22 protein-coding genes, 1 other RNA gene and 1 pseudogene are annotated in these 25,026 nt (G+C 73.4%); 13 read left to right on the top strand and 11 right to left on the bottom strand.

From position 1 onward, the window contains the following. The 3 genes from ACIBW6_RS23510 to ACIBW6_RS23500 all read left to right on the top strand — a co-directional run bounded on the left by ACIBW6_RS23510 (window position 1) and on the right by ACIBW6_RS23500 (window position 2,357). Complete coding sequence (locus tag ACIBW6_RS23510; protein WP_399062651.1) at window positions 1-1,086, top strand: FecCD family ABC transporter permease; 1,086 nt, start codon at window positions 1-3, stop codon at window positions 1,084-1,086. Further along, window positions 1,083-1,988, top strand: coding sequence for a heme ABC transporter ATP-binding protein (locus ACIBW6_RS23505; protein WP_399062649.1), 906 nt, complete (start codon window positions 1,083-1,085; stop codon window positions 1,986-1,988). The genes ACIBW6_RS23510 and ACIBW6_RS23505 overlap by 4 nt, the downstream gene beginning before the upstream one ends. 240 nt (window positions 1,989-2,228) lie before the next feature. Then, a complete protein-coding gene (locus ACIBW6_RS23500; RefSeq protein WP_399062647.1) occupies window positions 2,229-2,357 on the top strand; it encodes a DUF6408 family protein in 129 nt (42 codons plus the stop codon). 62 nt (window positions 2,358-2,419) lie between these two features. Here the strand turns inward: ACIBW6_RS23500 and ACIBW6_RS23495 are convergent, their stop codons facing one another. From ACIBW6_RS23495 to rnpB, 3 genes are all read right to left on the bottom strand, one after another. Continuing rightward, a complete protein-coding gene (locus ACIBW6_RS23495; protein WP_399063091.1) occupies window positions 2,420-4,537 on the bottom strand; it encodes a DUF2075 domain-containing protein in 2,118 nt (705 codons plus the stop codon). A 174-nt stretch (window positions 4,538-4,711) separates the two neighbouring features. Next, window positions 4,712-6,622, bottom strand: coding sequence for a DNA/RNA helicase domain-containing protein (locus tag ACIBW6_RS23490; RefSeq protein ID WP_399062645.1), 1,911 nt, complete (start codon window positions 6,620-6,622; stop codon window positions 4,712-4,714). Between the two features lie 179 nt (window positions 6,623-6,801). After that, an RNA gene (rnpB, locus tag ACIBW6_RS23485) (RNase P RNA component class A) lies at window positions 6,802-7,209 on the bottom strand. A gap of 97 nt (window positions 7,210-7,306) precedes the next feature. Here rnpB and ACIBW6_RS23480 point away from each other — a divergent pair. The 3 genes from ACIBW6_RS23480 to ACIBW6_RS23470 all read left to right on the top strand — a co-directional run bounded on the left by ACIBW6_RS23480 (window position 7,307) and on the right by ACIBW6_RS23470 (window position 9,106). Next, a complete protein-coding gene (locus ACIBW6_RS23480) occupies window positions 7,307-8,068 on the top strand; it encodes a MerR family transcriptional regulator (protein WP_399062643.1) in 762 nt (253 codons plus the stop codon). Next, the gene (locus ACIBW6_RS23475; RefSeq protein ID WP_399062641.1) at window positions 8,065-8,190 is read left to right on the top strand and encodes a hypothetical protein; all 126 of its coding nucleotides are present in this window, start codon (window positions 8,065-8,067) and stop codon (window positions 8,188-8,190) included. Before ACIBW6_RS23480 ends, ACIBW6_RS23475 begins: the two co-directional genes overlap by 4 nt. A 118-nt stretch (window positions 8,191-8,308) precedes the next feature. Further along, window positions 8,309-9,106, top strand: a complete 798-nt coding sequence (locus ACIBW6_RS23470; RefSeq protein ID WP_399062639.1) for a hypothetical protein — start codon at window positions 8,309-8,311, stop codon at window positions 9,104-9,106. Here the strand turns inward: ACIBW6_RS23470 and ACIBW6_RS23465 are convergent. Beyond that, window positions 9,057-10,502, bottom strand: coding sequence for an RNB domain-containing ribonuclease (locus tag ACIBW6_RS23465; protein ID WP_399062637.1), 1,446 nt, complete (start codon window positions 10,500-10,502; stop codon window positions 9,057-9,059). The genes ACIBW6_RS23470 and ACIBW6_RS23465 overlap by 50 nt on opposite strands. A 185-nt stretch (window positions 10,503-10,687) precedes the next feature. On the opposite strand from ACIBW6_RS23465, the gene yaaA reads away from it, so the two are divergent. Together yaaA and eda are read left to right on the top strand one after the other, a co-directional pair. Then, the gene (gene yaaA / locus ACIBW6_RS23460) at window positions 10,688-11,479 is read left to right on the top strand and encodes a peroxide stress protein YaaA (RefSeq protein WP_399062635.1); all 792 of its coding nucleotides are present in this window, start codon (window positions 10,688-10,690) and stop codon (window positions 11,477-11,479) included. A gap of 76 nt (window positions 11,480-11,555) precedes the next feature. Continuing rightward, window positions 11,556-12,176, top strand: coding sequence for a bifunctional 4-hydroxy-2-oxoglutarate aldolase/2-dehydro-3-deoxy-phosphogluconate aldolase (gene eda / locus ACIBW6_RS23455; RefSeq protein WP_399062634.1), 621 nt, complete (start codon window positions 11,556-11,558; stop codon window positions 12,174-12,176). 93 nt (window positions 12,177-12,269) lie between these two features. Here eda and ACIBW6_RS23450 read toward each other — a convergent pair. The 4 genes and pseudogenes from ACIBW6_RS23450 to ACIBW6_RS23435 form a co-directional block, all read right to left on the bottom strand. Further along, a pseudogene (locus ACIBW6_RS23450) lies at window positions 12,270-12,947 on the bottom strand (histidine phosphatase family protein); the annotation flags it as partial. 8 nt (window positions 12,948-12,955) lie between these two features. Continuing rightward, the gene (locus ACIBW6_RS23445) at window positions 12,956-13,699 is read right to left on the bottom strand and encodes a zinc ribbon domain-containing protein (protein ID WP_399063089.1); all 744 of its coding nucleotides are present in this window, start codon (window positions 13,697-13,699) and stop codon (window positions 12,956-12,958) included. Beyond that, on the bottom strand, window positions 13,696-14,556 hold the full coding sequence (locus tag ACIBW6_RS23440; RefSeq protein WP_399062632.1) for a Nif3-like dinuclear metal center hexameric protein: 861 nt from the start codon (window positions 14,554-14,556) through the stop codon (window positions 13,696-13,698). The genes ACIBW6_RS23445 and ACIBW6_RS23440 overlap by 4 nt, the downstream gene beginning before the upstream one ends. Window positions 14,557-14,599: 43 nt before the next feature. Further along, a complete protein-coding gene (locus ACIBW6_RS23435) occupies window positions 14,600-15,649 on the bottom strand; it encodes an ABC transporter substrate-binding protein (protein WP_399063087.1) in 1,050 nt (349 codons plus the stop codon). 283 nt (window positions 15,650-15,932) lie between these two features. Between ACIBW6_RS23435 and ACIBW6_RS23430 the strand changes: the two genes are divergently transcribed. Continuing rightward, entirely contained in the window at window positions 15,933-17,114 is a 1,182-nt protein-coding gene (locus tag ACIBW6_RS23430; RefSeq protein WP_399062630.1) for a hypothetical protein, read from the top strand. Between the two features lie 297 nt (window positions 17,115-17,411). On the opposite strand, the gene ACIBW6_RS23425 is transcribed toward ACIBW6_RS23430, so the two are convergent. The 3 genes from ACIBW6_RS23425 to ACIBW6_RS23415 all read right to left on the bottom strand — a co-directional run bounded on the left by ACIBW6_RS23425 (window position 17,412) and on the right by ACIBW6_RS23415 (window position 20,803). Further along, the gene (locus ACIBW6_RS23425) at window positions 17,412-18,350 is read right to left on the bottom strand and encodes a 3-oxoacyl-ACP reductase (protein ID WP_399062628.1); all 939 of its coding nucleotides are present in this window, start codon (window positions 18,348-18,350) and stop codon (window positions 17,412-17,414) included. 483 nt (window positions 18,351-18,833) lie between these two features. Beyond that, window positions 18,834-19,910, bottom strand: a complete 1,077-nt coding sequence (locus ACIBW6_RS23420; RefSeq protein WP_399062626.1) for a Zn-dependent alcohol dehydrogenase — start codon at window positions 19,908-19,910, stop codon at window positions 18,834-18,836. 38 nt (window positions 19,911-19,948) lie between these two features. Then, window positions 19,949-20,803: a MaoC/PaaZ C-terminal domain-containing protein gene (locus ACIBW6_RS23415; RefSeq protein WP_399062624.1), complete on the bottom strand. Its 855-nt coding sequence runs from the start codon at window positions 20,801-20,803 to the stop codon at window positions 19,949-19,951. 338 nt (window positions 20,804-21,141) lie between these two features. Between ACIBW6_RS23415 and ACIBW6_RS23410 the strand changes: the two genes are divergently transcribed. The 4 genes from ACIBW6_RS23410 to ACIBW6_RS23395 all read left to right on the top strand — a co-directional run bounded on the left by ACIBW6_RS23410 (window position 21,142) and on the right by ACIBW6_RS23395 (window position 24,803). Further along, window positions 21,142-22,056, top strand: coding sequence for an ATP-binding cassette domain-containing protein (locus ACIBW6_RS23410; protein ID WP_399062622.1), 915 nt, complete (start codon window positions 21,142-21,144; stop codon window positions 22,054-22,056). Continuing rightward, window positions 22,056-22,772, top strand: coding sequence for an ABC transporter permease (locus ACIBW6_RS23405; protein ID WP_399062621.1), 717 nt, complete (start codon window positions 22,056-22,058; stop codon window positions 22,770-22,772). The genes ACIBW6_RS23410 and ACIBW6_RS23405 overlap by 1 nt, the downstream gene beginning before the upstream one ends. 75 nt (window positions 22,773-22,847) lie before the next feature. Further along, window positions 22,848-24,125: a sensor histidine kinase gene (locus ACIBW6_RS23400; RefSeq protein WP_399062619.1), complete on the top strand. Its 1,278-nt coding sequence runs from the start codon at window positions 22,848-22,850 to the stop codon at window positions 24,123-24,125. Window positions 24,126-24,170: 45 nt separating this feature from the next. After that, on the top strand, window positions 24,171-24,803 hold the full coding sequence (locus ACIBW6_RS23395; RefSeq protein WP_399063085.1) for a response regulator: 633 nt from the start codon (window positions 24,171-24,173) through the stop codon (window positions 24,801-24,803). Window positions 24,804-25,026: the final 223 nt, after the last annotated feature.

Below are 25,026 nucleotides of genomic sequence, written 5' to 3'. Positions count from 1 at the left end.
ATGACGGCGACCGCCACCCCACCCACGACCACGCCCGCCCGGGAACCCGGACGCCGGCCGCACAGCAGGACATGGCCCGTGACCGCGGCCCTCGCCACGGCCCTCGTCCTGCTGGCGCTCCTGTCGGCGGGCATCGGCGCGTACGACATCCCGCCCGGCGACGTGCTCGCCTCCGTCCAGCACCGCGCCGGTCTCGGCGGCACGGCCCTCGACCGGGTCGGCGAGTCGGTGCTGTGGAACGTCCGCCTGCCCCGCGTCGTGCTCGCCCTCCTCGTCGGCGCCTCGCTGGGCTGCGCGGGCGCCCTGATGCAGGGCGTCTTCGGCAACCCGCTCGCCGAACCGGGCGTCATCGGCGTCTCCTCGGGCGCGGCGGTCGGCGCGGTCGCCTGCATCGCGCTCGGCCTGAACTTCCTCGGCACGTGGACGATCACGGTCTGCGCCTTCGTGTCGGGCCTGGCGACGGTCCTGGTCGTGTACGCCATGTCCCGCTCGGGCGGCCGCACGGAGGTCGTCACCCTGATCCTCACGGGCATCGCGGTGAACGCCTTCGCCGGCGCCCTGATCGGCCTGTTCCTCTCCTACGCGGACACGGCGGCCGTCAACCAGATCACGTTCTGGCAGCTCGGCTCACTGGCGCAGGCGACCTGGCCGAAGGTGCTCGCGGTCCTGCCCTGCGCCGCCCTCGGCCTGCTGGCCGCCCCCTTCCACTCCCGCCGCCTCGACCTGCTCGCGCTCGGCGAACGCCCGGCCCGCCACCTCGGCGTGGAGGTCGAGAAGCTCCGCGTCACCCTCATCCTCGTCATCGCCCTCCTCACGGCGGCGGCGGTGGCGGTCTCCGGCGTGATCGGCTTCGTGGGCCTGGTCATCCCGCACCTGCTGCGCATGCTCGCGGGCCCCGGCCACCGCTTCCTCGTCCCCGGCAGCGCGCTGGGCGGCGCGGTCGTCCTGGCCGGCGCCGACCTCGCCGCCCGCACGGTCGCGGCCCCCGCCGAACTGCCCATCGGCGTCCTCACCGCGCTCACCGGCAGCCCGTTCTTCTTCTGGCTGCTGCGCCGCACTCGTCGTAGGCAGGGGGGCTGGGCATGAAGACGCGTTGGACGCACGGAACGCACGGGACGCACGGGACCCTCCAGGTACCTCGGGCACCTTGGACGCCATGGACACCACGGGCCCGGCGCCCGCGGGCCCTGCCCACGCGCTACGCCCCCGGGGAGACGGTCGCCGAGGCCCGCGGGCTCCACCTGGAGCTGGGCGGCCGCGAGGTCCTCTCCGGAGTCGACCTGCCGGTCCGCGCGGGCGAGGTCCTGGCGCTGGTCGGCCCGAACGGCGCCGGGAAGTCGACGCTGCTGGCCGCCCTCGCCGGGGACCTGCCGCCCACCGCCGGCGAACTGCGCATCGGCGACCGCCCGGCCACGGCCTGGCCGGCCCCCGCCCTCGCCCAGCACCGCGCCCTGCTCCCGCAGTCCGCGACGCTCTCCTTCCCGTTCACGGTGGAGGAGGTGGTCCGGATGGGCCGCGCCCCCTGGACGGGCACACCGTACGAGGACGAGGACGACGCGGCGATCGCGGCGGCCCTCCGCGCCACGGAGACGGCCCCCTTCGCGGCCCGCCCCTTCTCGGCCCTCTCCGGCGGCGAACGCGCCCGGGTCGCCCTGGCCCGCGTCCTGGCCCAGTCGACCCAGCTCCTCCTCCTCGACGAACCGACCGCGGCGCTCGACCTGCGCCACCAGGAACTGGTCCTGCGCGTGTGCCGCTCCCGCGCCGCGGCGGGCGACGCGGTCGTCGTCGTCCTGCACGACCTGGGCCTGGCCGCGGCCCACGCGGACCGCACGGCACTCCTCCACACGGGCCACGTCACGGCGGACGGCCCACCGTCCGAGGTCTTCGAAGCGCGACTCCTCAGCGAGGTCTACCAACACCCCGTGGAGGTGTGGCCGCATCCGGGGGCGGGAGAGGGGGCGGTGTGGGTGGTGCCGGTGCGGGGGTGATCCGGGGATGCCTGAGAGGCCGGTGACAGGCGAAGGGCCAGGGATCCACGTCAACTGGAGTGTGTATTAGGGTGCTTACTGCTGCGCACCTTCCCGGAGGGTACGTCGGCGGTGTTCCAGGCGCCGGTCCTCGGCGATGAGCGACGAGTGGTCTCCACCGTGTTCCGTACGCGGTGTGACTGCGGATGCCCGGTAGGGCGATCCCTGCCATTCCCAGCTCACGCTCAGGAGTGGAGACCGATGAACGTCGTTGAGTACAAGCCTGCACGTCGTGACCGGATCCGTCGGATTCTGGTCGACGTCACGGTGGGAGTCGTCGTCAACGTGTTGGTGGCGATTCTGACCGCGGCAGCACGACTGGTCCTGTGACCGGGAGGTGGCGGGTCCGGAGAGCCCGCCACCTCACTACTCGATCTCTCGTGATCCCTGAGTCAGAAGAGCCGCATCGTCCCGGGCCCGGTGTCCTTCTTCCGGCGGTTCCTGCTGCGACGACGCCCCCGGCCGGGACGGGGCAGGTGCGGCTGGCGGGCCTGCTCCGGAAGGTTCTCCCAGGTGGGCCGCAGCCCATGCACCTCGACGTCGCCGACCAGCTTCTTCAGGTAGGCCCGCGTCTCCTCGTCCGTGGAGTAGAGCACGGTGGCACGGCTCGCCCGAGTCAGCAGCACGTGGTACGCGTGCCGGACGAGCCGGGCGAACTCGTCGTCGTCCACGCTCTTCGGCCGCACCTTGGGGTCGAACGACCCGGCCACTCCGACGCGCTTGACGCCCGCCTCCTTGTCCGCCCGCTCCTTGCCCCGGCGGAACACCCAGCTGTCCCCCCGCCGCACCATGTCCTCACCCATGATCACGCCGCACCAGTCCCACTCAAGCCCCTGCGCGGTGTACACGCACCCGATCTGACCGAGACCGTTCTCGTGCACGGACCAGATCTTGGACGGGGGGACGGTCTTGTTCTCGCAGAAGGACTCGCTGTCCGCGTTCCACGGCCGGTGCCAGTCACCGATCCGGACGTCGGGCTCGAGCCGCTTGTCCTTGCCTCTGGGTTTCGTCCAGGGCCAGCAGTATCCGGCGACCATGCGCGCGGACGCTCCCGCCTGCGCCTCGGAACGGATGATCCGCTCGAGTTCCTCCGGGCTGTCGGCGACCTCGACGTGCATCAGTCCGTCCGGGGTCCATTGCTCCGGTTTCCCGTCCGACACTCCCAACAGGCCACGCACCCAACGGATGTAGCCGTCGCTGCCGCCGCACCGGAACTGCTCCCTCAGTCCGAGGCGGACCAACTGCGCGTCGTGACGCTCCGCCGCCTCCTCGACGACCGCGACAGTGCCGACTTCCTGCGGGCGGACGGACTGTGCCTCGTCGAGGAAGAACACCGTCAGCCGGGAGGCGTCGAGGAGTTCGTCCACCTGCGGCTTGGTGCCCCATCTCTCCGGCTTCCAGAAGCGGTTGGTGGACCGGTCGCGCAAGCGGTGGGCCTCGTCGCAGATCAGCACGTCCAGGGGCGGATCGGGCGGGGTGACGAAGTTGCTGAAGTAGGTGAAGCTCTCCTTGAACTCCCGGTCGCCGTAGCCGACGTGCTCCTGCAAGGCCCCGTTGAAGGCCTTGCTGCCGCTCGCGTACTTGACCGTGCGGCCGTCGGCCTCGAGGTCCGCCTTGAGTTGCAGGCCGACGGCGCTCTTCCCGGTACCCGCGCCGCCGGTGACGAGGAAGACCACCCTTCGCTTGTCGGGGACGAGCGCGGGCCTCTCCGGATCGGGCAGCACCTTGGCGGCGGTGGCAAGGATCTGGTCCGCGACCAGCTTCTGACGGCCGCGCAAGGTGAAGACCGTGTCCTCGCCGTTGGAGCGGATCATGGCGTCGAGAAGCGGAGTGTTACGCAGCCCCATGTTGCGCAAGAGGGTCTCTGCCGCCGAATCAGCGCCGTCGACGGCGAAACTGCTCCGCAGGTCCGAGAGCAGCTGGGCGCGACGGTCGCTCGTGTAGACCCGGGCGTAGGCGCCGGTCGGCGCGTCCACGCCGACCAGGGGGAGCACCGAGAGGTCTGTGGCGTTGTGCAGATAGGCGAAGCCGCCGCACTCGAACTCCAACCCGTGCAAGGGCCCTCGAAAACTGGTGAACGCCTCGTAGTACTCGCGCAGTTGCAGCGCGGGGTGCTTCTTCTCTCCCATGCCCGGGACCTGCACCAGTTCCGCGGTGGCCCGTTCCACCCGGGTCACCGTCGACCAGCGCTTCAGCTCGACGAGTTGCACGGACAGCCCGTGCTCCTCGGGGTGGCGGCCCACGAGGACGACATCGATGAGTCTCGGGTCCGTGGCGCGGTCGGTCTCATCGAGCGTGGCCGCGCACTCGACGACCATTTCGACATTGCCGCGGCCGGCCGCGACCAGGTCCTCGGCGAGGTGGACCAGACTCTCCGCCCACGCGGAGCGTTCGGACAAGGACGCGTCAGTGCGCAGGAAGTGTTTCCATCTCGCGGCGAGGTGGGGCACCATGCGGCGTCTTGCATTCAGGGTGAGCAGATCCCGCGCTGCCAGTTTCAGCAGGAGCATGGACACGAGGTGGTTCCCCCAGGGCACGAGTGACTCGTGCGGATGGGGGCGTGTCCACCTGGAAGCCCGTCGGGCCGCAATGACCCTGAGATCTTACGGAAGGGCCGTGCAGCCCCGAGGCATATGACACCGCGCCCGGCCGGAAGCACGGAGATCTGGCCGGATACCGCGCTTTCAGCGCCGCAGCAGACGCTCTTCGGCCACGGCAGGTCGTGACTCAGGTACGTCCGCTACCAGTTCCCGCAGCTTCGCCCGGGTCTGCGCGTCGGTCGAGTAGACCACGGTGCCGACCATGCCCCGCGTCAGCAGCACCTTGTAGGTGTTCCGGACGAGACGGTCCACTTCGGCGTCGGACACGGCCTTCTTGAAGACCGGGTCCTTGGAGGCGGCACGGTCGGTGACCCAGCGGCCGTCCCGCCAGAGCAGGTCAGGGCCGATGATGACGCCGGACCAGTCGTACTCGAAACCCTGGGCGGTATAGACACAGCCCACCTGCCCGAATCCGGCGGGATCCGTGGCCCACAGCGCCGACGGAGGCGCGCCGGCGACGGACCGGTCGCCGCGCAGGTTCCAGGGCCTGGCCCAGTTCCCGATGACGACGTCGGCCGGCAGCGGGTCCCCGGGCTTCGGTTCGGGCGACCATCGCCAGCAGTACCCCGCGGACATTCTGGCGCCGTACTTCTCCCTCCGACGCGCGTCGAGGAACGCCTCGAGTTCCTCGGGACTGTCGGCCACCGACAACTGCATGCGGCCGTCGGGCTCCCAGGCGACCGCGCCTCCGGGCTCCAGACCGAGCAGCCGGACCACCCAGCGGAGGTAGGCGTCGCTGCCCCCGCAACGGAACTGACTGTCCAGCGGGACGACGTGGCAGGCGATGTCCCGTCCGGCCGCGGCCGCGCGGATGTCGTCCACGGTCCCCATCTCACCGGGGCGCACCACTTGGTGCTCGTCGAGGAAGAAGACCGGCACATGGGCCACATCGATGAGTTCATCGACCTGTGCCTTTCCGGTCCGCAGCGCCGCGCGGGTGTAGCGATTGGCGGAGGTCTCACGGATGCGGTGCGCCTCGTCGCAGATCAGGACGTCGAGGCTGTTCTTCTCCGTGGACATGAAGCTGTTGAAGTACTTGAAGAGATCCTGGACTTCCCGTTTGCGCGCGCCGGCCACCTTGCGCATCGTCTTGGTGAACGACTGCGAGCCGGTCGCGTGGACGGCCGTCACGCCCCTGCGGTAGAGCTCCCCGAGCAGTTGGAGCGCGATCACGCTCTTCCCCGTCCCGGGTCCGCCAGTGACGATGACGACTTCTTTGTGGTCGGCGCGTTTGGCTCTCTCCACCGCGTTGAGCACCATGCGGTAGGCGACCTGCTGCTCGTCCAGGAGCACGAACTGCTGACGCTCGCGGACTTCCTTGGCCGCCACGGACATCAGCTGCTTCGACGGCGCGGTGACACCCGCGAGCAGCGCGTCGGCGGCTTGGGCGCCCGGGTGCTCGTCGCTCAGCTTCGACCGGAGGTGATCCAGGAACGCGCCGCGGCGTTCCTCCGTGAAGAGTCGGGCGCGCCCGTCACGCTCGATCTCCCTCAACCCGGCGACCCCGGCTTCGGTGGCGTTGTGCAGGAACGCCACGCCCTCGACCTGCCCGGCGTGCTCGGCCACCGCGCCGTTGAAGTTGACCAGGTGGTCGCAGTACCGTCGTACCTGCTCGATCGGGTTGAGTACCGGGTGCGCGTAGGCGTCGACGGAACACAGAGTGGGGTCATCGTCGTGCGGCAGCGCCTGGGTCCACTGCTTCAGTTCCACGACGACGTAGGACGGCTCTCCCGTGCCCGGGTGCACCCCGGCGAGGACGGCGTCGGCACGCTTGCTATTCAGCGGCAGCGCGTACTCCAGCATGACCTCTACGTCGCCGAGCCCGGCCTCGTTGAGTGCGGCGGCCAGCACGGGGATGCTGCGTCTCCAGGAACGTGCCTCGGAGTCGCCCGGCCGGTAGCCGTGCTGGTGCACGAACCGGTCGGTCAGGTGCAAGAACAGCGAACCGTCGAGTGCCATGACGGCGACCGTTTCGGCGGACGCGCGGAACAGCAAGGACTTCCCCCAGGCAGCACGAAGAGACCGTGCGGGTGGGGGCGTGTCCTTCGAGACTCCACCGAGGTGGAGCGGAAGCCCGTCGGGCCGCGTTGACGACGTGTCCGAGGGTACCCGGCCCTGCGTATGGCCGTACTGGTGGCCGAGGTCCGGCCACGGCGGAGGCCGCGGGTGTGGGGCAGACGAGTCGGGCTGTACGCCGGGTTCTGTCGCCCGGTCACCTCGCGGTGGCCGGGGAGACGGCCATCCATCTAGGGCCGGCGTTGCCGCCGGCCTCGTGCGGTCTACCCGCGGACTCGGGCGGGCAGCCCTCGGTCGTCCGCGCAGAGTCGTCTCCGAAGAGGCGGCTCCTCTTGACCTTGCTCCAGGTGGGGTTTACCTAGCCGCCTGAGTCACCTCAGGCGCTGGTGGTCTCTTACACCACCGTTTCACCCTTACCCGGCGCCTGAGCGCCGGGCGGTCTGTTTTCTGTGGCACTGTCCCGCGGGTCACCCCGGGTGGCCGTTAGCCACCACCTTGCCCTGTGGAGCCCGGACGTTCCTCGGGAGGCTCCCGAAGGAACCCCACGCGGCCGTCCGCCCGGCTCGTCTGCCGTGCCGACCATGATACCCGGCGTCCGCGGAGGTCCGGGCAGCGGCCGTGGTGCCTTGACCCTCACGTAGCGGCAACGTTTCTACTGAGGCCATGAGGATCGGAGAGCTCGCCGCGACGGTCGGCGTCACCACGCGCGCCATCAGGCACTACCACCATCTCGGGCTGCTCCCGGAGCCCGAGCGGCAGGCGAACGGGTACCGCGTGTACGGGCTGCGGCACGCCGTCGAGCTGGCCCGCATCCGGCGCCTCACCGAGCTGGGGCTCGGGCTCGGGGAGGTGCGGGACGTACTCGCCGACGACGCGGGGCGCGAGCTCGTCGAGGTCCTCGCCGAGCTGGACGCCGATCTGGCCCGGCAGGAGGCGGCGCTCCAGGCGCGGCGGGCCCGGCTGCGGGAGCTGCTGGCGGCGGCCGAGCAGGGGCGCCTGCCGGACGAAGGGCCCGTCTCGCCCGAACTGGCTGACTTTCTCGCCGAGTTGGGGGAGCTGGACCAGACGTCGCCGATGGCCGCGAAGGACCGGGAGATGCTCGCCCTGATCGACACCACCGCCCCGCCCGAGCTCAGGGGCCCCCTACTGGCGGCGCTGCTGCCCACGGTCACGGACCCGGCCGCGCTGGCCGCCGCCCGCGACGTCTACGCCCGGCTCGACGCCCTCACCGACGCCGCGCCGGACGATCCGCGGGTGAGCGAGGCGGCGCGGGCCCTGATCGCGTGCCTGCCGCCCGAGCTGCCCGGCGCCGGGACTCCGGCGCCGGGCGGTTTCCTCGCCGCGGTCCTCGCCGACTGTTCCCCCGCGCAGGCCGAGGTCCTGCGGCTCGTCCTCGACGCGGTCACCAATGGCGGTGCGCGATGAAGCGGGTCGCGCGGGGGCCGGCCTGCGCGGTCGTCGCCGCGGTCCTCGCCGACTGTTCCCCCGCGCAGGCCGAGGTCCTGCGGCTCGTCCTCGACGCGGTCACCAATGGCGGTGCGCGATGAAGCGGGTCGCGCGGGGGCCGGCCTGCGCGGTCCTCGCCGACTCTTCCCCCGCCCAGGCCGAGGTCCTGCGGCTCGTCCTGGACACGGTCACCGATCGTGGTGCGCGGTGAAGCGGGTCGTGCGGGGACTGACCTGCGCGGTCGTCGCCGCCGAACTCGGCTTCCTCGTATGCCTGTTGGCGGGGGCACGCGTGCCTGCGTTCGCCGAGGCCGTCGTGGTCGGGGTGGTCGCCGTGGAGGCGCTGCTGCTGGCCGTCGCGTACCGGCGCGGGGGGCGGGCCGCCCTCCGGGACGTCCTGCCGCCGGGCGCGCGCCGCCTCGTCGGGCACGAGCTGCGGGTCTTCGGCAGCCTCGGGCTGTGGGTGGCGCGGCGGCGGCACGGGGTGCCCGCGGGGGCGGAGGCCTTCCCGTACGCGCGGGGGCAGGCCGTGATGATGTACGCGTTCGCGTTCGTCTGCGTCGTCGAGACGTTCGGGATGTGGGCGCTGCTGCGGGAGTGGCCGGCGGCGCACCGGGTCGTGCTGGTCCTCGACGTCTACACCGTGGGCATGGTGCTGGGGCTGCACGCGGCGGCCGTGACGCGGCCGCACGTCCTCACCGGGGAGGCGGTGCGGGTGCGCCGGGGCGCGTGGACCGATCTGCGGATACCGCTGGAGCGGGTCGCGGCCGTGCGCCGGGAGAACCGGTACACGCACACGCGGGCCGACGGCGAGCTGCACCTCGATGTCGCCTCGCAGACGAGTGTCACCTTGGAACTCGCACCGCCCGTACGGTACTTGTCCCTGCTGGGGCGCCCGGTGGAGGTGCATACGGTGCGGCTGCACGCCGAGGAGCCGGAGCGGCTGGCGCGTGCCCTGCAGGAGCGGCTCACGCAGGGGCGAACCGGACCTTCGCCTGCCCTGGATCGGCCTGCGTGAGGCGCACCCGGAGCCGTTCGCCCAGCGGCAGGGCGGTGGTGCCGCCCTCGATGCGGGCGACGACGGCCGGTTCGGGCAGTTGTACGGTGCCGACGGCCGGTTCGTTCTCCTTCACGTCCACGACGTAGGCGTCGAACAGTTCGCCGACCCGGTGCCGCAGCAGTGCCGCCTCGACGATGTCGACGCACTCGCGCTCCACGGTGTTGGCCCGCCGGGTGCCGTCCGCCATCTCCTTGGGGAGCGCGGCCAGTGCCTCGACCGCCCATTGCGGTGGCTCCTGGCCGGCGCAGGCGGCGACGCACAGTTCCGACGCGTACCGGTCGACGAGGCGGCGCAGCGGCGCGGTGCAGTGGGTGTAGGCCGCGGCGACGGCGGCGTGGGTGGTCAGGGCAGGCCGCTCGCCGCCGGTGAACGCGGTGTAGCCGGCGCCGCGCAGCAAGGTCGTGCACTCCTGGAGGAACGCGGCGTGCCGGGGCCGGTGCGGATCGAGGGAGCGGATGAGCGCGGCGTAGGGGACGTGGTGCGGCCAGTCGATGCCCAGCGCCTTCGCGGTGTGGCGCAGCCGGCCGACGGCGCCGTCGGGGGCGGCGGGCAGTGTGCGCAGGATGCCGGTGCCCGCGCCCAGCATCAGGTCTGCGGCGGCCATGCCGGTGAGCAGGGAGATCTGCGCGTTCCAGGAGTCGGCGGGCAGGGGGGCGCGGTAGGCGAGTGCGTACGTGGTGCCGTGGGCGACGATCTCCTGCTCGGGGACGTCCAGGGAGATGCCGCCGCGGGCGGCTTCCCGCTCCTCGCGCAGCCGTCCGATGTCCTTGAGCAGTGCGAGGCTCTCTTCGGCGCTCGCGTCGTCGATGGCCCGCTGGACGCCTTGGTAGTCGAGTTTGGCGCGGCTGCGGACCAGGGCGCGGACGACGTCGGTGCGCCGGGCCCCGCCGTCCGCGTCCAGGTCGATCGTCCAGACGACGGCGGGGCGGGTGCGGCCCGGCAGCAGGCTCGCGGCGCCCTCGCTGAGGACGGCCGGGTGCAGCGGGACCTTCTCGTCCGGGAAGTAGAGGGTGGTGACGCGGCGGTGAGCCTCGGCGTCGAGGGCGCCGCCCGGGGTGACGAACGCGGCGACGTCGGCGATCGCGTACCGCACCCGGTAGCCGCCGCCGGGGCGCCGGGACAGGTGCATGGCCTGGTCGAGATCGGTCGACGTGGGCGGGTCGATCGTGAAGAACGGCACCGCGGTCTCGTCGCGCGCGGGTGGCCGCGGCGGCGCCGCGGCCACCCGCTCCGCCTCGGCGAGCACGTCGGCGGGGAACTCCCCGGGCACGCCCAGCTCCGTACGCAGCTCACGCAGCACGGCGCCGATCGGCGCCTGCGCGGCACCGGACACACGGAGACGACGACGGGGCATGCCCCGAGGGTAGGCGGAGGCGGGCCGGGCGGCATGGCGAGGGCCGGGAGCGCGTCGCGGGGCCGGGGAGGCGGGGTGTCGCGTCGTGCGGGCCGCCCGATGTGACAGCGGGGCGGTCCGTTCCGCCCGCCGATTACCCTGGCGCGGGGCCGCACCCCTGCCCGCCGCTCAGAAGGAGAACGTACGTGCTCGTCTTGCTGCCGCCGTCCGAAGGTAAGGCCGCTCCGGGGCGGGGCGCCCCGTTGAAGCCGGAGTCGCTGTCGCTGCCGGGGCTCGCTCCGGCGCGGGCCGCGGTCCTGGACGAGCTGGTCGGGCTGTGCGCCGACGCCGCCGAGGACGACGTGAAGGCGCGCGAGGTGCTCGGGCTGAGCGAGGGGCTGCGCGGTGAGATCGCGAAGAACGCGGAGCTGCGCACGGCGCCCACCCGCCCGGCCGGCGAGATCTACACCGGTGTCCTCTACGACGCCCTGGACCTGGCCTCGCTCGACGCCGCGGCGAAGAAGCGGGCGGCGCGGTCGCTGCTGGTCTTCTCCGGGCTGTGGGGCGCGGTGCGGGTGACCGACCGGATCCCCTCCTACCGCTGTTCGATGGGCGTGAAGCTGCCGGGGCTCGGCCCGCTCGGCGCGTACTGGCGGGCGCCGATGGCCGAGGTGATGCCCGAGGCGGCCGGGGACGGGCTCGTGCTCGACCTGCGCTCGGCCGCGTACGCGACCGCGTGGAAGCCCAAGGGCGAGGTGGCCGGGCGGACGGCGACGGTGCGGGTGCTGCACGCGCCGACCCGCAAGGTCGTCAGCCACTTCAACAAGGCGACCAAGGGCCGCATCGTGCGTTCGCTGCTGACCTCGGGCGCGGCCCCCGCCTCCCCGGAGGAACTGGTCGACGCGCTGCGGGAGCAGTCGTACGAGGTCGAGGTCGACCGGCCCGCGAAGGGCGGCCGGGCGTGGGGCCTGGACGTGCTCGTGGACGAGGTGCACTGAGCCCCACACGGCCCGCATGTTGCAGCATGCGCAATGGGCTTTGCACATGCTGCTCACCCCGGGGCAGGATGGCCCCATGACCTCCTCTGTGCTCGATCTCGCCCCCGTCGTACCCGTCGTCGTCGTGGAGGAGGCCGCCGACGCCGTGCCGCTCGCGCGGGCGCTGGTCGCCGGCGGGCTGCCCGCGATCGAGGTGACCCTGCGCACGCCCGCCGCCCTCGGCGCGATCCGCGCGATCGCGGCCGAGGTGCCGGACGCGGTCGTCGGCGCGGGCACCGTGATCTCGCCCGCCAACGTCGCCGACGCGGTCGCCGCGGGCGCCCGCTTCCTCGTCAGCCCCGGCTGGACGGACACGCTGCTGGGCGCCATGCGGGAGTCCGGGGTGCCGTTCCTGCCGGGCGTCTCGACGACGTCCGAGGTCGTGGCGTTGCTGGAGCGCGGGGTCAGCGAGATGAAGTTCTTCCCCGCGGAGGCGGCCGGCGGTACGGCGTACCTCAAGTCGCTCGCCGGACCGCTGCCGCAGGCCCGCTTCTGCCCGACCGGCGGCGTCTCCCCCGCGAACGCCCCCGCGTACCTGGCGCTGAAGAACGTCGGCTGCGTGGGCGGCAGCTGGATGCTCCCGGCCGACGCCGTCGCGGCGAAGGACTGGGCGCGAGTGGAGACCCTGGCCCGCGAGGCGGCGTCCCTGCGCGCCTAGGCGGGCCCGGGCCTCGCACGAGGCCCGGCCTCCCATGCCGAGGAGCGACCGGACCCGGCCAACCACACCCCCGCACCGGCGCCTACCCGCCGCCTAAGACCCCTCCCGCTCCAGATGCCCCGTCTCGTTGAGGCAGCGCACACTGGCGTTGCCATCGGCGTAGTACGCGATCGTCGTCAGGGACGCCGCCGCCAGCTCCATGCGGAACAGCGCCTCGGGCGGCGCGCCGAGCGCGAGCCGGACGAGCGTCTTGACCGGCGTCACGTGGCTGACGAGCAGGACGGTGCGGCCCCGGTGAGCGGCGGTCAGCCGGTCGCGGGCCGCGGCGACGCGCTCCGCGACCGCCGCGAAGCTCTCGCCGCCGCCACTGGGCGCGGCCCCGGACGAGCCGAGCCAGGCGTCCATGTCGGCCGGGAAACCCTCCCTGACCTCCTTGAACGTCAGCCCTTCCCAGGCCCCGAAGTCGGTCTCGCGCAGGTCGTCGTCGACCGTCACGGCGAGACCGAGCCGCTCGGCGATGGCCTGCGCGGTCTCCCGGCAGCGCCTGAGGGGCGAGGAGACGATCGCCTCGACCGTGCCGCGCCGGTCGAGGGCCCGTGCCACGTCCCGCGCCTGCCGGCGGCCGGTCTCCGACAGCTCCGGGTCGCTGCCCGCGCCCCGGAGGCACCCACTCCCGGAGAACCGTTTCTCCGGGGTGAGGGCCGTCTCACCGTGGCGCAGCAGCAGGAAGGTGGCCGGGGGGCCCAGGTCGGGCCCCGCGGCAGGTGCTCCGGTGCCGCTCAGAGGCCCGACTCGGAGGTGCGGACCAGGATGCGGCGGCAGTTCTCGCAGCGGACCACCGCGTCGGGGGCGGCGGCGCGGACCTCGTTCAGCTCGGTGATGTTGAGCTCCAGGCGGCAGCCCTCGCAGCGGCGCTGGAACAGCTTGGCCGCGCCGACACCGCCCTCCTTCTCGCGCAGCTTGTCGTAGAGCTTCAGCAGGTCGGCGGGGACGGAGCCGGCCACGACCTCGCGCTCCTTGGTCACCGTCGACGCCTCCAGGTCCAGCTGGCCGGAGGCAGCGTCCCGGCGGGACGTCGCGTCGTCGATCTTGGCCTGGACGGCGGCGAGGCGCTCGGCGTACTCGCTCACCCGCTCCTGCGCCGACTCGCGGCGCTCCATGACCTCCAGGACGACGTCCTCCAGGTCGCCCTGGCGCCTGGCCAGCGAGGCGATCTCGCGCTGGAGGTTCTCCAGGTCCTTGGGCGAGGTGACCGCGCCGGAGTCCAGGCGCTGCTGGTCGCGGGTGGCGCGCTGGCGGACCTGGTCGACGTCCTGCTCGGCCTTGGTCTGCTCGCGGGAGCAGTCGCTCTCCTCGGTCACCGCGGCGACGTGCAGGTCCCGCAGTTGCGCGAGGTCCTTGGTGAGCGAGTCGATCTCGGCGTGCTCGGGCAGCGACTTCTTCTTGTGCCTCAGCTGCTGGAGGCGGACGTCCAGGTCCTGGACGTCGAGGAGGCGGATCTGGTCGGCGGGCGCGGCGTTCAGTTGGGGGCTCCAAAAGTAGTGAGGGGGTCGCGGTGGGACGCCGCGTGGGCGGTCCAGGGGTCGGTGACCGTGCGCGAGACGTGGACCCGCAGGTCCCATCCCTCGCGGTCGGAGATCTCGTCGAGCTGGGCTGCGGCCAGCTCGCACCAGGGCCACTCGGTGGCCCAGTGCGCCGCGTCGAGCAGCGCGAGAGGTGCCTGGGCGCGGGCCTCGCTCGCCGGGTGGTGGCGCAGGTCCGCGGTGAGGAAGGCGTCGACGCCCGCGGCGCGCACCTCCTCGAAGAGGCTGTCGCCGCTGCCGCCGGAGACCGCGAGCGTACGGATCGTCGCGTCGGGGTCGCCCGCGGCGCGGATGCCCTGGGCGGTGGCGGGCAGCCGCTCGGCGGCGCGGGCCGCCAGCTCGCGCAGGGTCAGCGGGTGGTCGAGCGCGCAGACACGGCCGAGGCCGCGGCGGCCCGCGGGGTCCGCCGGATCGGGCACGAGCGGGCGGACGACGCGGACGCCGAGCGCTCCGGCGAGCGCGTCGGAGACGCCCGGGTCGGCCTTGTCGGCGTTGGTGTGGGCGACGTGCAGCGCCACGTCGTTCTTGATCAGGGTGTGCACGGCGCGGCCCTTGAAGGTGTCGGCCGCGACCGTCGTCGTCCCGCGCAGATAGAGCGGGTGGTGCGTGACCAGCAGGTCGGCACCGAGCTTGACGGCCTCGTCGACGATCTCCTGGACCGGGTCGACGGCGAGGAGCACCCGGCGGATCTCGGCGTCCGGGTCCCCGGCGACCGTGCCGACCGCGTCCCAGCCCTCGGCGAGGGCGGGCGGCCAGAGGGCGTCGAGCGCGGCGGTGACTTCAGACAGACGGGGCACGCAGACAGGTTACCCGCGCCGCGCGCCCCGCCCCCAAGCCCGGTTACCTCACCAGGTTCGCGCGCAGGTCCCCGATCACCTCGTCGGCGGCGGTGACACCGAGGCCCAGGTACCAGGTCTCGTCGGGGACGTCCTTGGCCCGCCCGGCGCGCACGGCGCCGAGCTTCTTCCACAGCGGGTTGTCCTCGGCGCTCGCGCGCTGGGTCTTGTCGGCGTCGCCGTAGACGCCGGTGAAGATCCAGTCGGCGTCCGCGGAGTCGATCTTCTCCGGGCTGATCTCCGTCGCCAGGTCGTCGACCTGCTGGTTCTCCGGGCGCGGGATGCCGGCGTCGTCGAGGATCGTGCCGATGAAGGAGGCCTTGGCGTAGAGGCGGATGCGGTCGGGCATGTAGCGCAGCATCGTCACGGTGGGGGCCTTGCCGCCGTTCGCCTTCTTCACGTCGGCGCCGAGCTTCGCCACCTTCTTGTCGTACGCCGCGAGGTTCGCCTCGGCGGCCGCCGTACGGTCCAGGGCGGCGGCGTTGAGGAGGTAGTTCTCCTTCCACGTGAAGCCGGGGCGGACGGAGAAGACGGTCGGGGCGATCTTGGCGAGCTGCGGGTAGAGCTTGGCGGCGCGCAGCTCGCTGCCGAGGATCAGGTCGGGCTTGAGGTTCGCGATCGCCTCCAGGTTGAGGGAGTTGATCGTGCCGACGCTCTTGGGGTGGCCCGCGGTCTTCGCCAGGTAGGAGGGGATGCCGTCGTCGCCCTCGGTCGGCGCGTACCCGACGGGCTCGACGCCGAGCGAGGCGACGTTGTCCAGCTCGCCGACGTCGAGGACGACGACGCGGCGCGGCTTCTTCGCCAGCTCCGTGCTGCCCAGGGCGTGGGTGACGGTGCGCGGGAAGACGCCGGGCTTCGCGGTCGTGCCCATCTTCGCCGTCCGCTCGGCGGCGTTCGCGAACGCGTCGCCGCCCTGCGCGACCGCCTTGGAGCCGGCGCCGTTGTCGCCCTTCGCCGCTCCGCTCCCGTCGCCGGAGCCGCAGGCGGTGAGGGCGAGCGCGGCGGCCGTGGTGACGGCGGCGGCCGCGATCCGGGTGCGCGGACGCAGGGACATCGGGGGCATCGGCTTGCTCCAGCTCTGGGTGCACAGAAGGCTCACAGGTGTGAGTTAGGGCAACCTAACATCACCGTTCGCCGCCAGCGGCCGCCGGACCGGCCGGTCCTTGAGCACACCGAGCAGTTGCGGCACAGCCGATTCCCGGCACGGCCACCCTTTGGTGTGAAGAGGCGGGCGGCGCGCTCCCCGGAGGTACGGGCGAAAACTAGCTTCGGCGGAGCGCAGGGGGCGGACACCAGGCAACCGATCCACCACGACGAGCAGGAGGCGACGGATCCCCATGACGGCCTTGGCCACCGAGCCCGCGACCGGCACGCGCGCGCAGCCGCCGCGGACCGGCTGTGTGATCACCGCGGACGCGACGTACGCGGCCCGGCTCGCGCACGACGGGGGCAGCCCCGGGTCGTGGTTCCCCGAGCGCTGGACGCTGGACGGACCCGAGCCGTACGCGGTGCCGCTCCCCGCCCGGCAGCCGGAGGAGCCGGGCACCGACGTGCTGCCGCTGACCGACGGCCGGGTGCTGATCCGGCGCCGGGCCGACGGGCGGCACCTCTTCTCCCTCCTCTACCCGACCGGCCCCGGCACCGGCGAGGTGCAGCTGGGGGCCGTGGAGTGCGGCGAGCTGACGCTGCTGCCCCCGGCGCCCGACGGCCGGCGCGCGTTCGCGCTGTCGGTGGGCGAGCGGAGCACGGACGTGTGGCTGGTGGCGGGCGGCGCGTTCGGGCCCGAACACCTGGCGGAGGTCGCGGGGCACTGTTCGGGCGGGGTGTGGCTGGACCGCGAGGGGCGGCTGCTCGCGCTGGACCGGGCGGAGCCGGGCGGCGGGCCCGTCAAGACGGTGGCGGTCGACCTGGACCGCGGGGGCGAGGTCTCCCCGCTGTTGCAGATCACCGAGGAGAGCACGGACCGGCTGCTCTGCGCCGACCTGGACAGCGGGCTGATCATGGTGCGCTCGGACGCGGCGGAGCCGGGGCGGCCGCGGCTCGGCTGGGGCGTGCTCGGCAGTACGCTGCCGGTCCGCTTCCCGCGGGCACTGCGGCCGCCGGAGTGCGCGGTGACGCCGTTCGCCGTCCAGCCGGGGCAGACGCTGATGCCGGAGGGGTGTGCGGTGGCGCTGCGCATCGAGAGCACGGCCGACTCGGGCGGCTCGGGCGGTTCCGGTGATGCGGGCGGCTCGGGTGCCGGGACACCGTGGCTCGGTGTCTGGCGCCCCGCCGAGGGGACGCTGCGTCAGCTGGCCGCGCCGCGCGGCTGGTTGGCGGGGTCCGGGTTCTGGACGCGTGAGGGGGTGCTGACGTTGCCGTACGTCACAGACGAGGTGCCCTGCGGCCTGGCCCGGCTGCCCGCACCCGAGCCCGCGGCGCCGCGCGAGACCGTGCCGGAGAGCGGACCCGCGCCCGCCGCGCCGCGTCCGGTGCCGCTCGCGCAGGCACCTCTCGGCGGGCGGAAAGCGGCCGGTTAGACTCGCCCGGCTGCAAGTGAACGACGGTGTAGAGGTCTACGGGGTGAGTTTTCCGATGACGGGAAGCAATGGCATAGCCGCGGGTGCGGACGGAGCGGAGCACGAGGGCACGGACACCGGGCCCGGCCGGCACCGGGGGGCGGTCACGACGTCCTCCGCGCCGGAGGAGCAGCCCGAGCCGCGCGGGCGGCACCGGGGTCCACGCGCCGAGGAGAGGTAGGCGGCGCGGTCCGTGACACAGGGCGCAGGGCCCGGCGGGAAGCCGGGCCCTGCGCCCTGTGTGCGTCGCCGCCCGGGTCAGCCGTGCTTGAGGCCGAGCACCTCGGCAGCCGCGAACGTCTCGCCCGGGGGGCGGTCCCGGTAGTGCGGGGTGAGCAGCGCGTCGAGTTCGTCGTACGTGAACGCGTCCTTGGCGGTGTCGAACTTCGCCGCCACCCTGGGCCGCTCCACGACGGCGACCATGCCGCCGTGCACGACGAGGAGCTGGCCGTTGACGTGCGCCGCCGCGGGTGAGGCGAGGTAGCCGACGAGCGGGGCGACGTGCCGCGGGGACAGCGGGTCGAGCCCCTCGCCGGGCGCGGCGAACCCGGCGAAGACGTCCTCCGTCATCCGGGTGCGGGCCCGCGGGCAGATCACGTTGGCGGTGACGCCGTACTTGGCGAGGGCCAGCGCCGTGGAGGTGGTCAGGCCGACGATGCCGCCTTTGGCCGCGGCGTAGTTGGGCTGGCCGGCGGACCCGGCGAGGAACGCCTCGGAGGACGTGTTCACGATCCGCCCGAAGACCGGGGCGCCGGTCGCCTTGGCCCGCTCGCGCCAGTGGCGGGAGGCGAAGTGGGTGGTGTTGTAGTGGCCCTTGAGGTGGACGCGGATGACGGAGTCCCACTCGTCCTCGGTCATCGAGAAGATCATGCGGTCGCGCAGGATGCCGGCGTTGTTGACGAGGATGTCGAGTGCGCCGTACGTGTCCACGGCCGCCTGGACGAGCCGGGCGGCCTGCTCGTGGTCGGCCACGTCACCGCTGTGCGGGGTGGCGGTGCCGCCCTCGGCGCGGATCTCCTCGGCGACCCGCCGCGCGGGGGTGGCGTCGGGGCCGCCGGTGCCGTCCCTGGCGGGCTGGCCGAAGTCGTTGACGACCACGTTCGCGCCGAGCCGCGCCAGTTCCAGTGCCTCGGCCCGGCCGAGCCCCCGCCCGGCCCCGGTCACGACGGCCGTCAGGCCTGTGAGCGGTGTTGCCATGTGTGCGCCTCCTGTTGCTGTCACCTCTGCCCTGCCGAACCGAGCCCCTCCGGCCCCCGCTCCTCGATCGCCGGTCACGCCCGTTCGCCGGCGGCAGCCACGTCGTGGCCGGTCGCGCAGTTCCCCGCGCCCCTGACGGGGCCCGCGCGCAGCCCCACGCAAAATCGAGCCCCTCCGGCGATTGAGGGGGCCCGGGGCGGAGCCCCGGGGGTCCGCGCCGTCGCCGGTCACGCCCGTTCGCCGACAGCAGCCACGTCGTGGCCGGTCGCGCAGTCCCCCGCGCCCCTGACGGGGCCCGCGCGCAGCCCCACGCAAAATCGAGCCCCTCCGGCGATTGAGGAGCGGGGGCCGGGGCGGAGCCCCGGGGGTCCACCCCGTCGCCGGTCACGCCCGTTCGCCGACAGCAGCCACGTCGTGGCCGGTCGCGCAGTCCCCCGCGCCCCTGACGGGGCCCGCGCGCAGCCGGCGCGGGGTGGTACCCCGCTAGATCTCGATGCACGTACGAAGGGCGGAGCCGGTGCGCATGTGGTCCAGGGCCTCGTTGATCTCCGCCAGCGGCACCCGGTGCGTGATGAGGGACTCCAGGTCGATCCGTCCGGCCCGCCACAGGGCGATCGCCCGCTCGTAGGAGCGCAGGACGTCCCCGCCCCCGTACATGGACGGCAGGATCCGCTTCTCGTCGAAGAACAGCTCGAACATGTTGAGTTGCAGGAAGTCGTCCATGGCGCCCGCCCCGACGACGACGAGCGTGCCGCCCCGCCGCGTCGTCTCGTACGCGGTGCGCGCCGTGGCGGACTTCCCGACGACCTCGAAGACGTAGTCGAACCCCTCGCCCGCGGTGATCCGCTGCTTGGCGTCGGCCAGTCCGTCCGGGGCCACCGCCTCCGTCGCGCCGAACTTCAGGGCCCCCTCGCGTCGCGCCGCGACGGGGTCGACGGCGACGATCTGGGCGGCGCCCCTGAGCCGGGCCCCCTGGATCGCGGAGATGCCGACGCCCCCGCAGCCGATGACCGCGACCGACGAACCCGCCTGCACGTCCGCCGTGTTGATGGCCGCGCCGAGCCCGGTGGTGACGCCGCAGCCGATGAGCGCCGCGATGTCGAAGGGCACGTCGTCGGGGACCGGGACCGCGCACCCCGCGTCGACCACGAGCTCCTCGGTGAACGTGCCGGTGCCGGCGAAGCCGAACACATCGCCGCCGGAGCGGCGGAAGTTGGGCGTCCCGGCGTTCATGAACCCGGCGAGGCAGAGCTGCGTCTGGCCGCGCTTGCAGGCCGGGCAGGCGCCGCAGGCGGGGAGCCAGCAGACGAGCACCCGCTGACCCGGTGTCAGGTGGCTGACGCCGTCCCCGACGTCGAGGATCTCGCCCGCCCCCTCGTGGCCCGGGACGAAGGGGGCGGGCTGCGGCAGCACCCCGTTCATGGCGGAGACGTCGGAGTGGCACAGGCCGGTCGCCCGGATGCGGATACGCACCTTGCCCGGGCCGAAGCCGACCGCCTCGACGTCGTCCAGTACCTCCAGTTTGTCCTGGCCTGTCTCGTGCAGTACGGCTGCTCGCATGGCGTGCGGCTCCTTCGCGTGAGGTGCGTGCGTGCTGGTCAGCTGTGGTCGATGACGGTGTCGGCCAGGACCGGGGCCTCGTCGCGCTCCGGAGCGCTCACCGCGGCCCGGACGCGGTGCGGCTCCCGCCACATCCGCACGCGCAGCGTCTCGCCGGGGAAGGCGACGCCCGCGAACCGGGTGGCGTAGCGGGTGACGCGGGAGGCGTCCCCGTCGAGCAGGGTGTCCACGACCGCCTTGAGCGTGATCCCGTACGTGCACAGGCCGTGCAGGATCGGCCGGTCGAAGCCGGCGAGCGCGGCGAACCCGGGGTCGGCGTGGAGCGGGTTCCAGTCGCCGGAGAGCCGGTAGAGGAGCGCCTGGTCCTCGCGGACCCGCCGGTCGACGGTGCGGTCCGGCTCGCGCGCGGGGTCCGGCAGCCGGCCGGAGGGCCCGCGTTCGCCGCCGAAACCGCCCTCCCCGCGGACGAAGATCTGCGCTTCGCTGGTCCACAACGGCCCGTCGGCGTCGGCGACTTCGGTGCGCAGGACCACGACGGCGGCCTTCGTCTTGTCGTAGACGGCGGCCACCCTCGCGGTCGTGGTCGCGGAGCCCTCGACCGGGAGGGGCCGGTGCAGCTCGACGGCCTGGCCGCCGTGCAGGACGTGGGCGAGGTCCACGTCGATGCCGGGTGCGGCGAGGCCGCCCATCATCGCCATCCCGGCGCCCGCGACGGTCGCGAAGCTCGGCAGGACCTGGAGCCGGGACTCCAGGGTGTAGCGCAGCTCGCCGGGGTCGGTCGCCGGGACGCCCGCGCCGATGCCGAGGTGGTAGAGCTGGACGTCCTTGTGGCCCCAGCCGATCTCGGCGGTCCGGGGCTCGGCGGCTACGGCCTTCACGGGGTCGATGGGCATGGGGCGGGCGCTCCTCACACGGATCGGGCGGGCGGACCGGTCGGGGCCGGGACGCGTCGGGTCGGGACGGGACGGGTCGGGACGGGGTCAAGACCTCGGTGCGGCCGTCCGCACCGTCGGTCGCACCGAGGCCGTCACGGGCCGGTTCTAGAACCTGTTTCATTCCGTCCGGCGATCCTCATGTATAGCCAAGAGCCGGTGGGTTGGGAAGGGCCGGACCGCCCCTTTCTGACGCGACGTCAGGTGTTGCCGCGGCCGCCGCCGTGACATTTGTCCTGCCCAGATCGGTACAGGGCACATCTGCCGCTCCCCCGCCCCCGGTCCGTAGCGTCGTGGCCATGACGAAGAAGGCGACAGAGGCGGCCGTGACCTTCCGGGGGGCCGTCAAGGTGTTCGGGGACGTGACGGCGGTCGACGGGCTCGACCTGGAGATCGCGGCGGGCGAGACGGTGGCGCTGCTCGGCCGCAACGGCGCGGGCAAGTCCACCGCCATCTCGCTGCTGCTCGGTCTGGACGACCCGACCGGGGGCCGCGTCGAACTGTTCGGCGCGGCGCCGCAGGACTCCGTACGGGCCGGCCGGGTCGGCGCCATGCTCCAGGAGGGCCGGGCGGTGCCCCGGGTCACCGTCGCCGAGCTGGTCGGCTTCGTGGCCCGGCAGTACCCGGCGCCGATGGCCGTGCGGGAGGCGCTGCGGCTGGCCGGGATCGAGGAGCTGGCGGGGCGCCGGGTCGACAAGCTGTCCGGCGGGCAGACGCAGCGGGTGCGCTTCGCGGTGGCCCTCGCCGGAAACCCCTCGCTGATCGTGCTCGACGAGCCGACCGCCGCGCTCGACGTCGAGGCGCGACACGCCTTCTGGACCTCGATGCGGGCCTTCGCGCGGCGCGGGCACACCGTCCTGTTCTCGACGCACTACCTGGAGGAGGCCGACGCCAACGCGGACCGGATCGTCGTGATCGACCGCGGCCGGCTCGTCGCCGACGGCAGCGGCGAGGAGCTGCGCCGGGCGGGCGGCGGCAGCCTCGTCTCCTTCGACCTGGCGGGGCGCGGCTCGCACGGTCTCGACCTGCTGCCGGGCGTGCTCGGCGTGGAGATCCGCGGCGACCGGGCGCGGCTGCGCACCGAGGACTCGGACGCCACGGTCATGGCACTGGCCGCGCGGGACGCCGTACGCAATCTGGAGGTCGCCCCGGCCTCCCTCGACGACGCCTTCATGGCGCTGACCGCGGACCCCCGCGACCTGGAGCGTGTGTGATGTGGGACTACCTCCGCCTCGAAGTCCGGCGCACGCTGCGGGACGGCAAGTTCGTGATCGGCTCGGTCGCGATGCCGGTGATGATGTACCTGCTCTTCACCAACCTCGGTGCGGACGCCGGGGAGTGGAAGACCGCCTCGATGGTCGGCATGGCCGCCTACGGAGCGCTCGGCGCGGCCCTCAACACCGGCGCCGGGGTCGCCGAGGACAAGGCGATCGGCTGGCTGCGCCAGTTGCGGATCACGCCGATGACACCGCGCCAGGGCGTGCTCGGGCGGGCCCTGACCGGGGCGGTGACCGTGCTGCCTGCGATCACCGCGGTGCTGCTCGCCGGCGGCCTCGTCAACGGCGTGCGGATGGACGCGTGGAAGTGGCCGGCCATCGCGGTGCTGCTGTGGGCGGGTTCGCTGCCCTTCACCCTGCTGGGTCTCGGCAACGGCTACCGGCTCACCTCGCAGGCCACGGGCGGCATCAACATGCTCTGCTACCTGGGCCTCGCGGTCCTCGGCGGCCTGTGGTTCCCGGTGGAGCTGTTCCCGGGCTGGCTGCGGGACGTCTCGTCCTTCACCCCGACCAACCGCTTCGCGCAGCTCGGTACGGCGGTCGCCGACGGACACGTCCCGTCCCTCGCGGCGCTGACCGTGCTCGGCTGCTGGCTGCTGGCGTTCGGTTCGTACGCTGTGGTCTCGTACCGCAGGGCCGCGCGCACCATCTGACCGGCACGACGGGGCTGACGGGTCGACGAGGCGGACGGGGCTGACGGGGCTGACGGGGATCAGAGAGGTACGAACATGTCCTGCTGGAGCAAGGTCAACGGCCACTTCCAGGAGCTGCGCGCGACGCAGGCCGAGTGGAAGGCGGAGCACGAGCGCGTGAAGGCGCAGCGCCGGGCGCGCGGCGAGCACGGCCGGCTGCCGGAGGAGCTGGGCCCGCCGCCGACCGGCTTCGCGCTGCTGCCGTGGCTGCTCCTGGGCCTGGGCGCCTTCTCGAACATCGTCCAGGGGAAGACCGACAGCCCGTGGCTCGGCGGCCTGGGGCTGCTCACCTTCAACTCCCTCTACGTCTTCGTGGTGTTCCGCGCGTTCCACAAGAAGACCCGCACCGCCACCTCGACCCGGGTGGCGCTGCTCCTGATGACGCTGCTGACCTGCGCGCTGGTCGGCGGGTTCGGCGGCAGCTGGGTGGCGTTCTTCCCGCTGCTGGGGCTCGCGGCCGGGGCGATCGTGCGCGGTCCGCACCTGGGCAAGGCGGGCCTGGCCCTGAGCGCGCTCGCGGGTGTGGTGGCCGGGCTGAAGGAGGGCTGGGACTCGCTCGGCGTCGTCTACGGCACGTTCCTGTCGATGATGGTGACGGCGGCGATCCTCTCCCTCTCCGAAGCCGTACGGGAGCTGCGGGCGGCCCGCGAGGAACTGGCGCGGCAGGCCGTGGACCAGGAGCGGCTGCGCTTCTCCCGCGACCTGCACGACCTGCTCGGCCACACGCTGTCGGTGATCGTGGTGAAGTCGGAGGCCGCGCGGCGGCTCGCGCCGCGCAGCATGGACGCGGCCCTGGAGCAGGTCAGCGACATCGAGGCGGTGGGCCGCCAGGCGCTCACCGAGATCCGCGAGGCCGTCACCGGGTACCGGGAGGGCAGCCTCGCCACCGAGCTGGACCGGGCGCGCTCGGCGCTCACCGCGGCCGGTATCGAGCCGGTCGTCCGCCGGTCGGGGCCGCCTCTGTCGGCGCGGACGGAGGCGCTGCTCGGCTGGGTGGTGCGGGAGGCGGTGACCAACGCGGTGCGCCACAGCGCGGCCACGACCTGCACTATCTCCGTGGAGGGGGCGGCGGACCGGGTGGTGCTGCGGATCACGGACGACGGGGCGGGGCCGGTGGCGGGTGCGAGCGCCGGGGCGGCGGGTGGGCGTGCGGTCGGCGGCACCGGCATCAAGGGCCTGACCGAGCGGCTCGCCGCGGCGGGCGGCTCCCTGACGGCGGGGCCGGGCCCGCGGGGCGGGTTCGTGGTGCGGGCCGAACTCCCGCCCGGGGAGCCGGACTCGGCGCGGGACGCTGCGCTGGCGGAGCACGTCTGAGAGGCCCGGCCGGGTGGCGCCGCGTAATCTTCCCCCGTGACCGAGATGCCGCAAGACCACCGGCCCGCCAAGAGCGTGCGCGTCCTGCTCGCCGAGGACCAGGGAATGATGCGGGGGGCGCTGGCGCTGCTGCTCGGCCTGGAGCCGGACATCGAGGTCGTCGCGCAGGTCGCGGCGGGTGACCTCATCGTCGACAAGGCGCTCGAGTGCCGGCCGGACGTCGCTCTCCTGGACATCGAGCTGCCCGGCCGCAGCGGTCTCGACGCGGCCGCGGACCTGCGCGACCAGGTGCCGGACTGCCGGGTGCTGATCCTCACGACGTTCGGGCGGCCCGGGTATCTGCGGCGGGCCATGGAGGCCGGGGCGGCGGGGTTCCTGGTCAAGGACGGGCCCGTGGAGGAGTTGGCGGAGGCGGTTCGCAAGGTGCTGCGGGGTGAGACGGTGGTCGATCCCGCGCTGGCGGCGGCGGCGCTCAGTGCGGGGCCCAATCCGTTGACCGCGCGGGAGGCGGATGTGTTGCGGGCCTCCGCGGAGGGGGCGACGGTGGCCGATGTCGCCGGGGTCCTTCATCTGTCGGAGTCGACCGTGCGGAATTATCTCTCGTCGGCCATCGGGAAGACCGGGACGCGGAACCGGACGGAGGCGTTGCGCTCCGCGCGGCAGCAGGGTTGGGTGTGACGCCCTTGACTACGTCACCGGGGCCGGTCCTCGTTCCCGGCCGCGGCCCGGTGGGGGCTGGTCGCGCAGTTCCCCGCGCCCCTCAATGCCTCGTTCTTCGTCTGCCGGCCGGTGGGGCTTCTCGCGCAGTTCCCCGCGCCCCTGAGAGGCGCACTTCGTGCGACCTCTCATCGGGCGCCCCTGGGGCTGCGGCGAAGCCGCATGCTCCAGGGGCGCGGGGAAC

The sequence above is a fragment of the Streptomyces sp. NPDC049813 genome, from assembly GCF_044465085.1.
Lineage (GTDB): Bacteria > Actinomycetota > Actinomycetes > Streptomycetales > Streptomycetaceae > Streptomyces.
This window is presented reverse-complemented; position numbering and strand designations above follow the sequence as displayed.

What these genes read in the sequence shown, in the direction of transcription:
- ACIBW6_RS23510 (WP_399062651.1), top strand. Translation starts at nt 1, where the DNA reads ATGACGGCGACCGCCACCCCACCCACGACCACGCCCGCCCGGGAACCC.
- ACIBW6_RS23505 (WP_399062649.1), top strand. Translation starts at nt 1,083, where the DNA reads ATGAAGACGCGTTGGACGCACGGAACGCACGGGACGCACGGGACCCTC.
- ACIBW6_RS23500 (WP_399062647.1), top strand. Translation starts at nt 2,229, where the DNA reads ATGAACGTCGTTGAGTACAAGCCTGCACGTCGTGACCGGATCCGTCGG.
- ACIBW6_RS23495 (WP_399063091.1), bottom strand. Translation starts at nt 4,537, where the DNA reads ATGCTCCTGCTGAAACTGGCAGCGCGGGATCTGCTCACCCTGAATGCA.
- ACIBW6_RS23480 (WP_399062643.1), top strand. Translation starts at nt 7,307, where the DNA reads ATGAGGATCGGAGAGCTCGCCGCGACGGTCGGCGTCACCACGCGCGCC.
- ACIBW6_RS23475 (WP_399062641.1), top strand. Translation starts at nt 8,065, where the DNA reads ATGAAGCGGGTCGCGCGGGGGCCGGCCTGCGCGGTCGTCGCCGCGGTC.
- ACIBW6_RS23465 (WP_399062637.1), bottom strand. Translation starts at nt 10,502, where the DNA reads ATGCCCCGTCGTCGTCTCCGTGTGTCCGGTGCCGCGCAGGCGCCGATC.
- eda (WP_399062634.1), top strand. Translation starts at nt 11,556, where the DNA reads ATGACCTCCTCTGTGCTCGATCTCGCCCCCGTCGTACCCGTCGTCGTC.
- ACIBW6_RS23435 (WP_399063087.1), bottom strand. Translation starts at nt 15,649, where the DNA reads ATGTCCCTGCGTCCGCGCACCCGGATCGCGGCCGCCGCCGTCACCACG.
- ACIBW6_RS23430 (WP_399062630.1), top strand. Translation starts at nt 15,933, where the DNA reads ATGACGGCCTTGGCCACCGAGCCCGCGACCGGCACGCGCGCGCAGCCG.
- ACIBW6_RS23425 (WP_399062628.1), bottom strand. Translation starts at nt 18,350, where the DNA reads ATGGCAACACCGCTCACAGGCCTGACGGCCGTCGTGACCGGGGCCGGG.
- ACIBW6_RS23420 (WP_399062626.1), bottom strand. Translation starts at nt 19,910, where the DNA reads ATGCGAGCAGCCGTACTGCACGAGACAGGCCAGGACAAACTGGAGGTA.
- ACIBW6_RS23415 (WP_399062624.1), bottom strand. Translation starts at nt 20,803, where the DNA reads ATGCCCATCGACCCCGTGAAGGCCGTAGCCGCCGAGCCCCGGACCGCC.
- ACIBW6_RS23410 (WP_399062622.1), top strand. Translation starts at nt 21,142, where the DNA reads ATGACGAAGAAGGCGACAGAGGCGGCCGTGACCTTCCGGGGGGCCGTC.
- ACIBW6_RS23405 (WP_399062621.1), top strand. Translation starts at nt 22,056, where the DNA reads ATGTGGGACTACCTCCGCCTCGAAGTCCGGCGCACGCTGCGGGACGGC.
- ACIBW6_RS23400 (WP_399062619.1), top strand. Translation starts at nt 22,848, where the DNA reads ATGTCCTGCTGGAGCAAGGTCAACGGCCACTTCCAGGAGCTGCGCGCG.
- ACIBW6_RS23395 (WP_399063085.1), top strand. Translation starts at nt 24,171, where the DNA reads ATGCCGCAAGACCACCGGCCCGCCAAGAGCGTGCGCGTCCTGCTCGCC.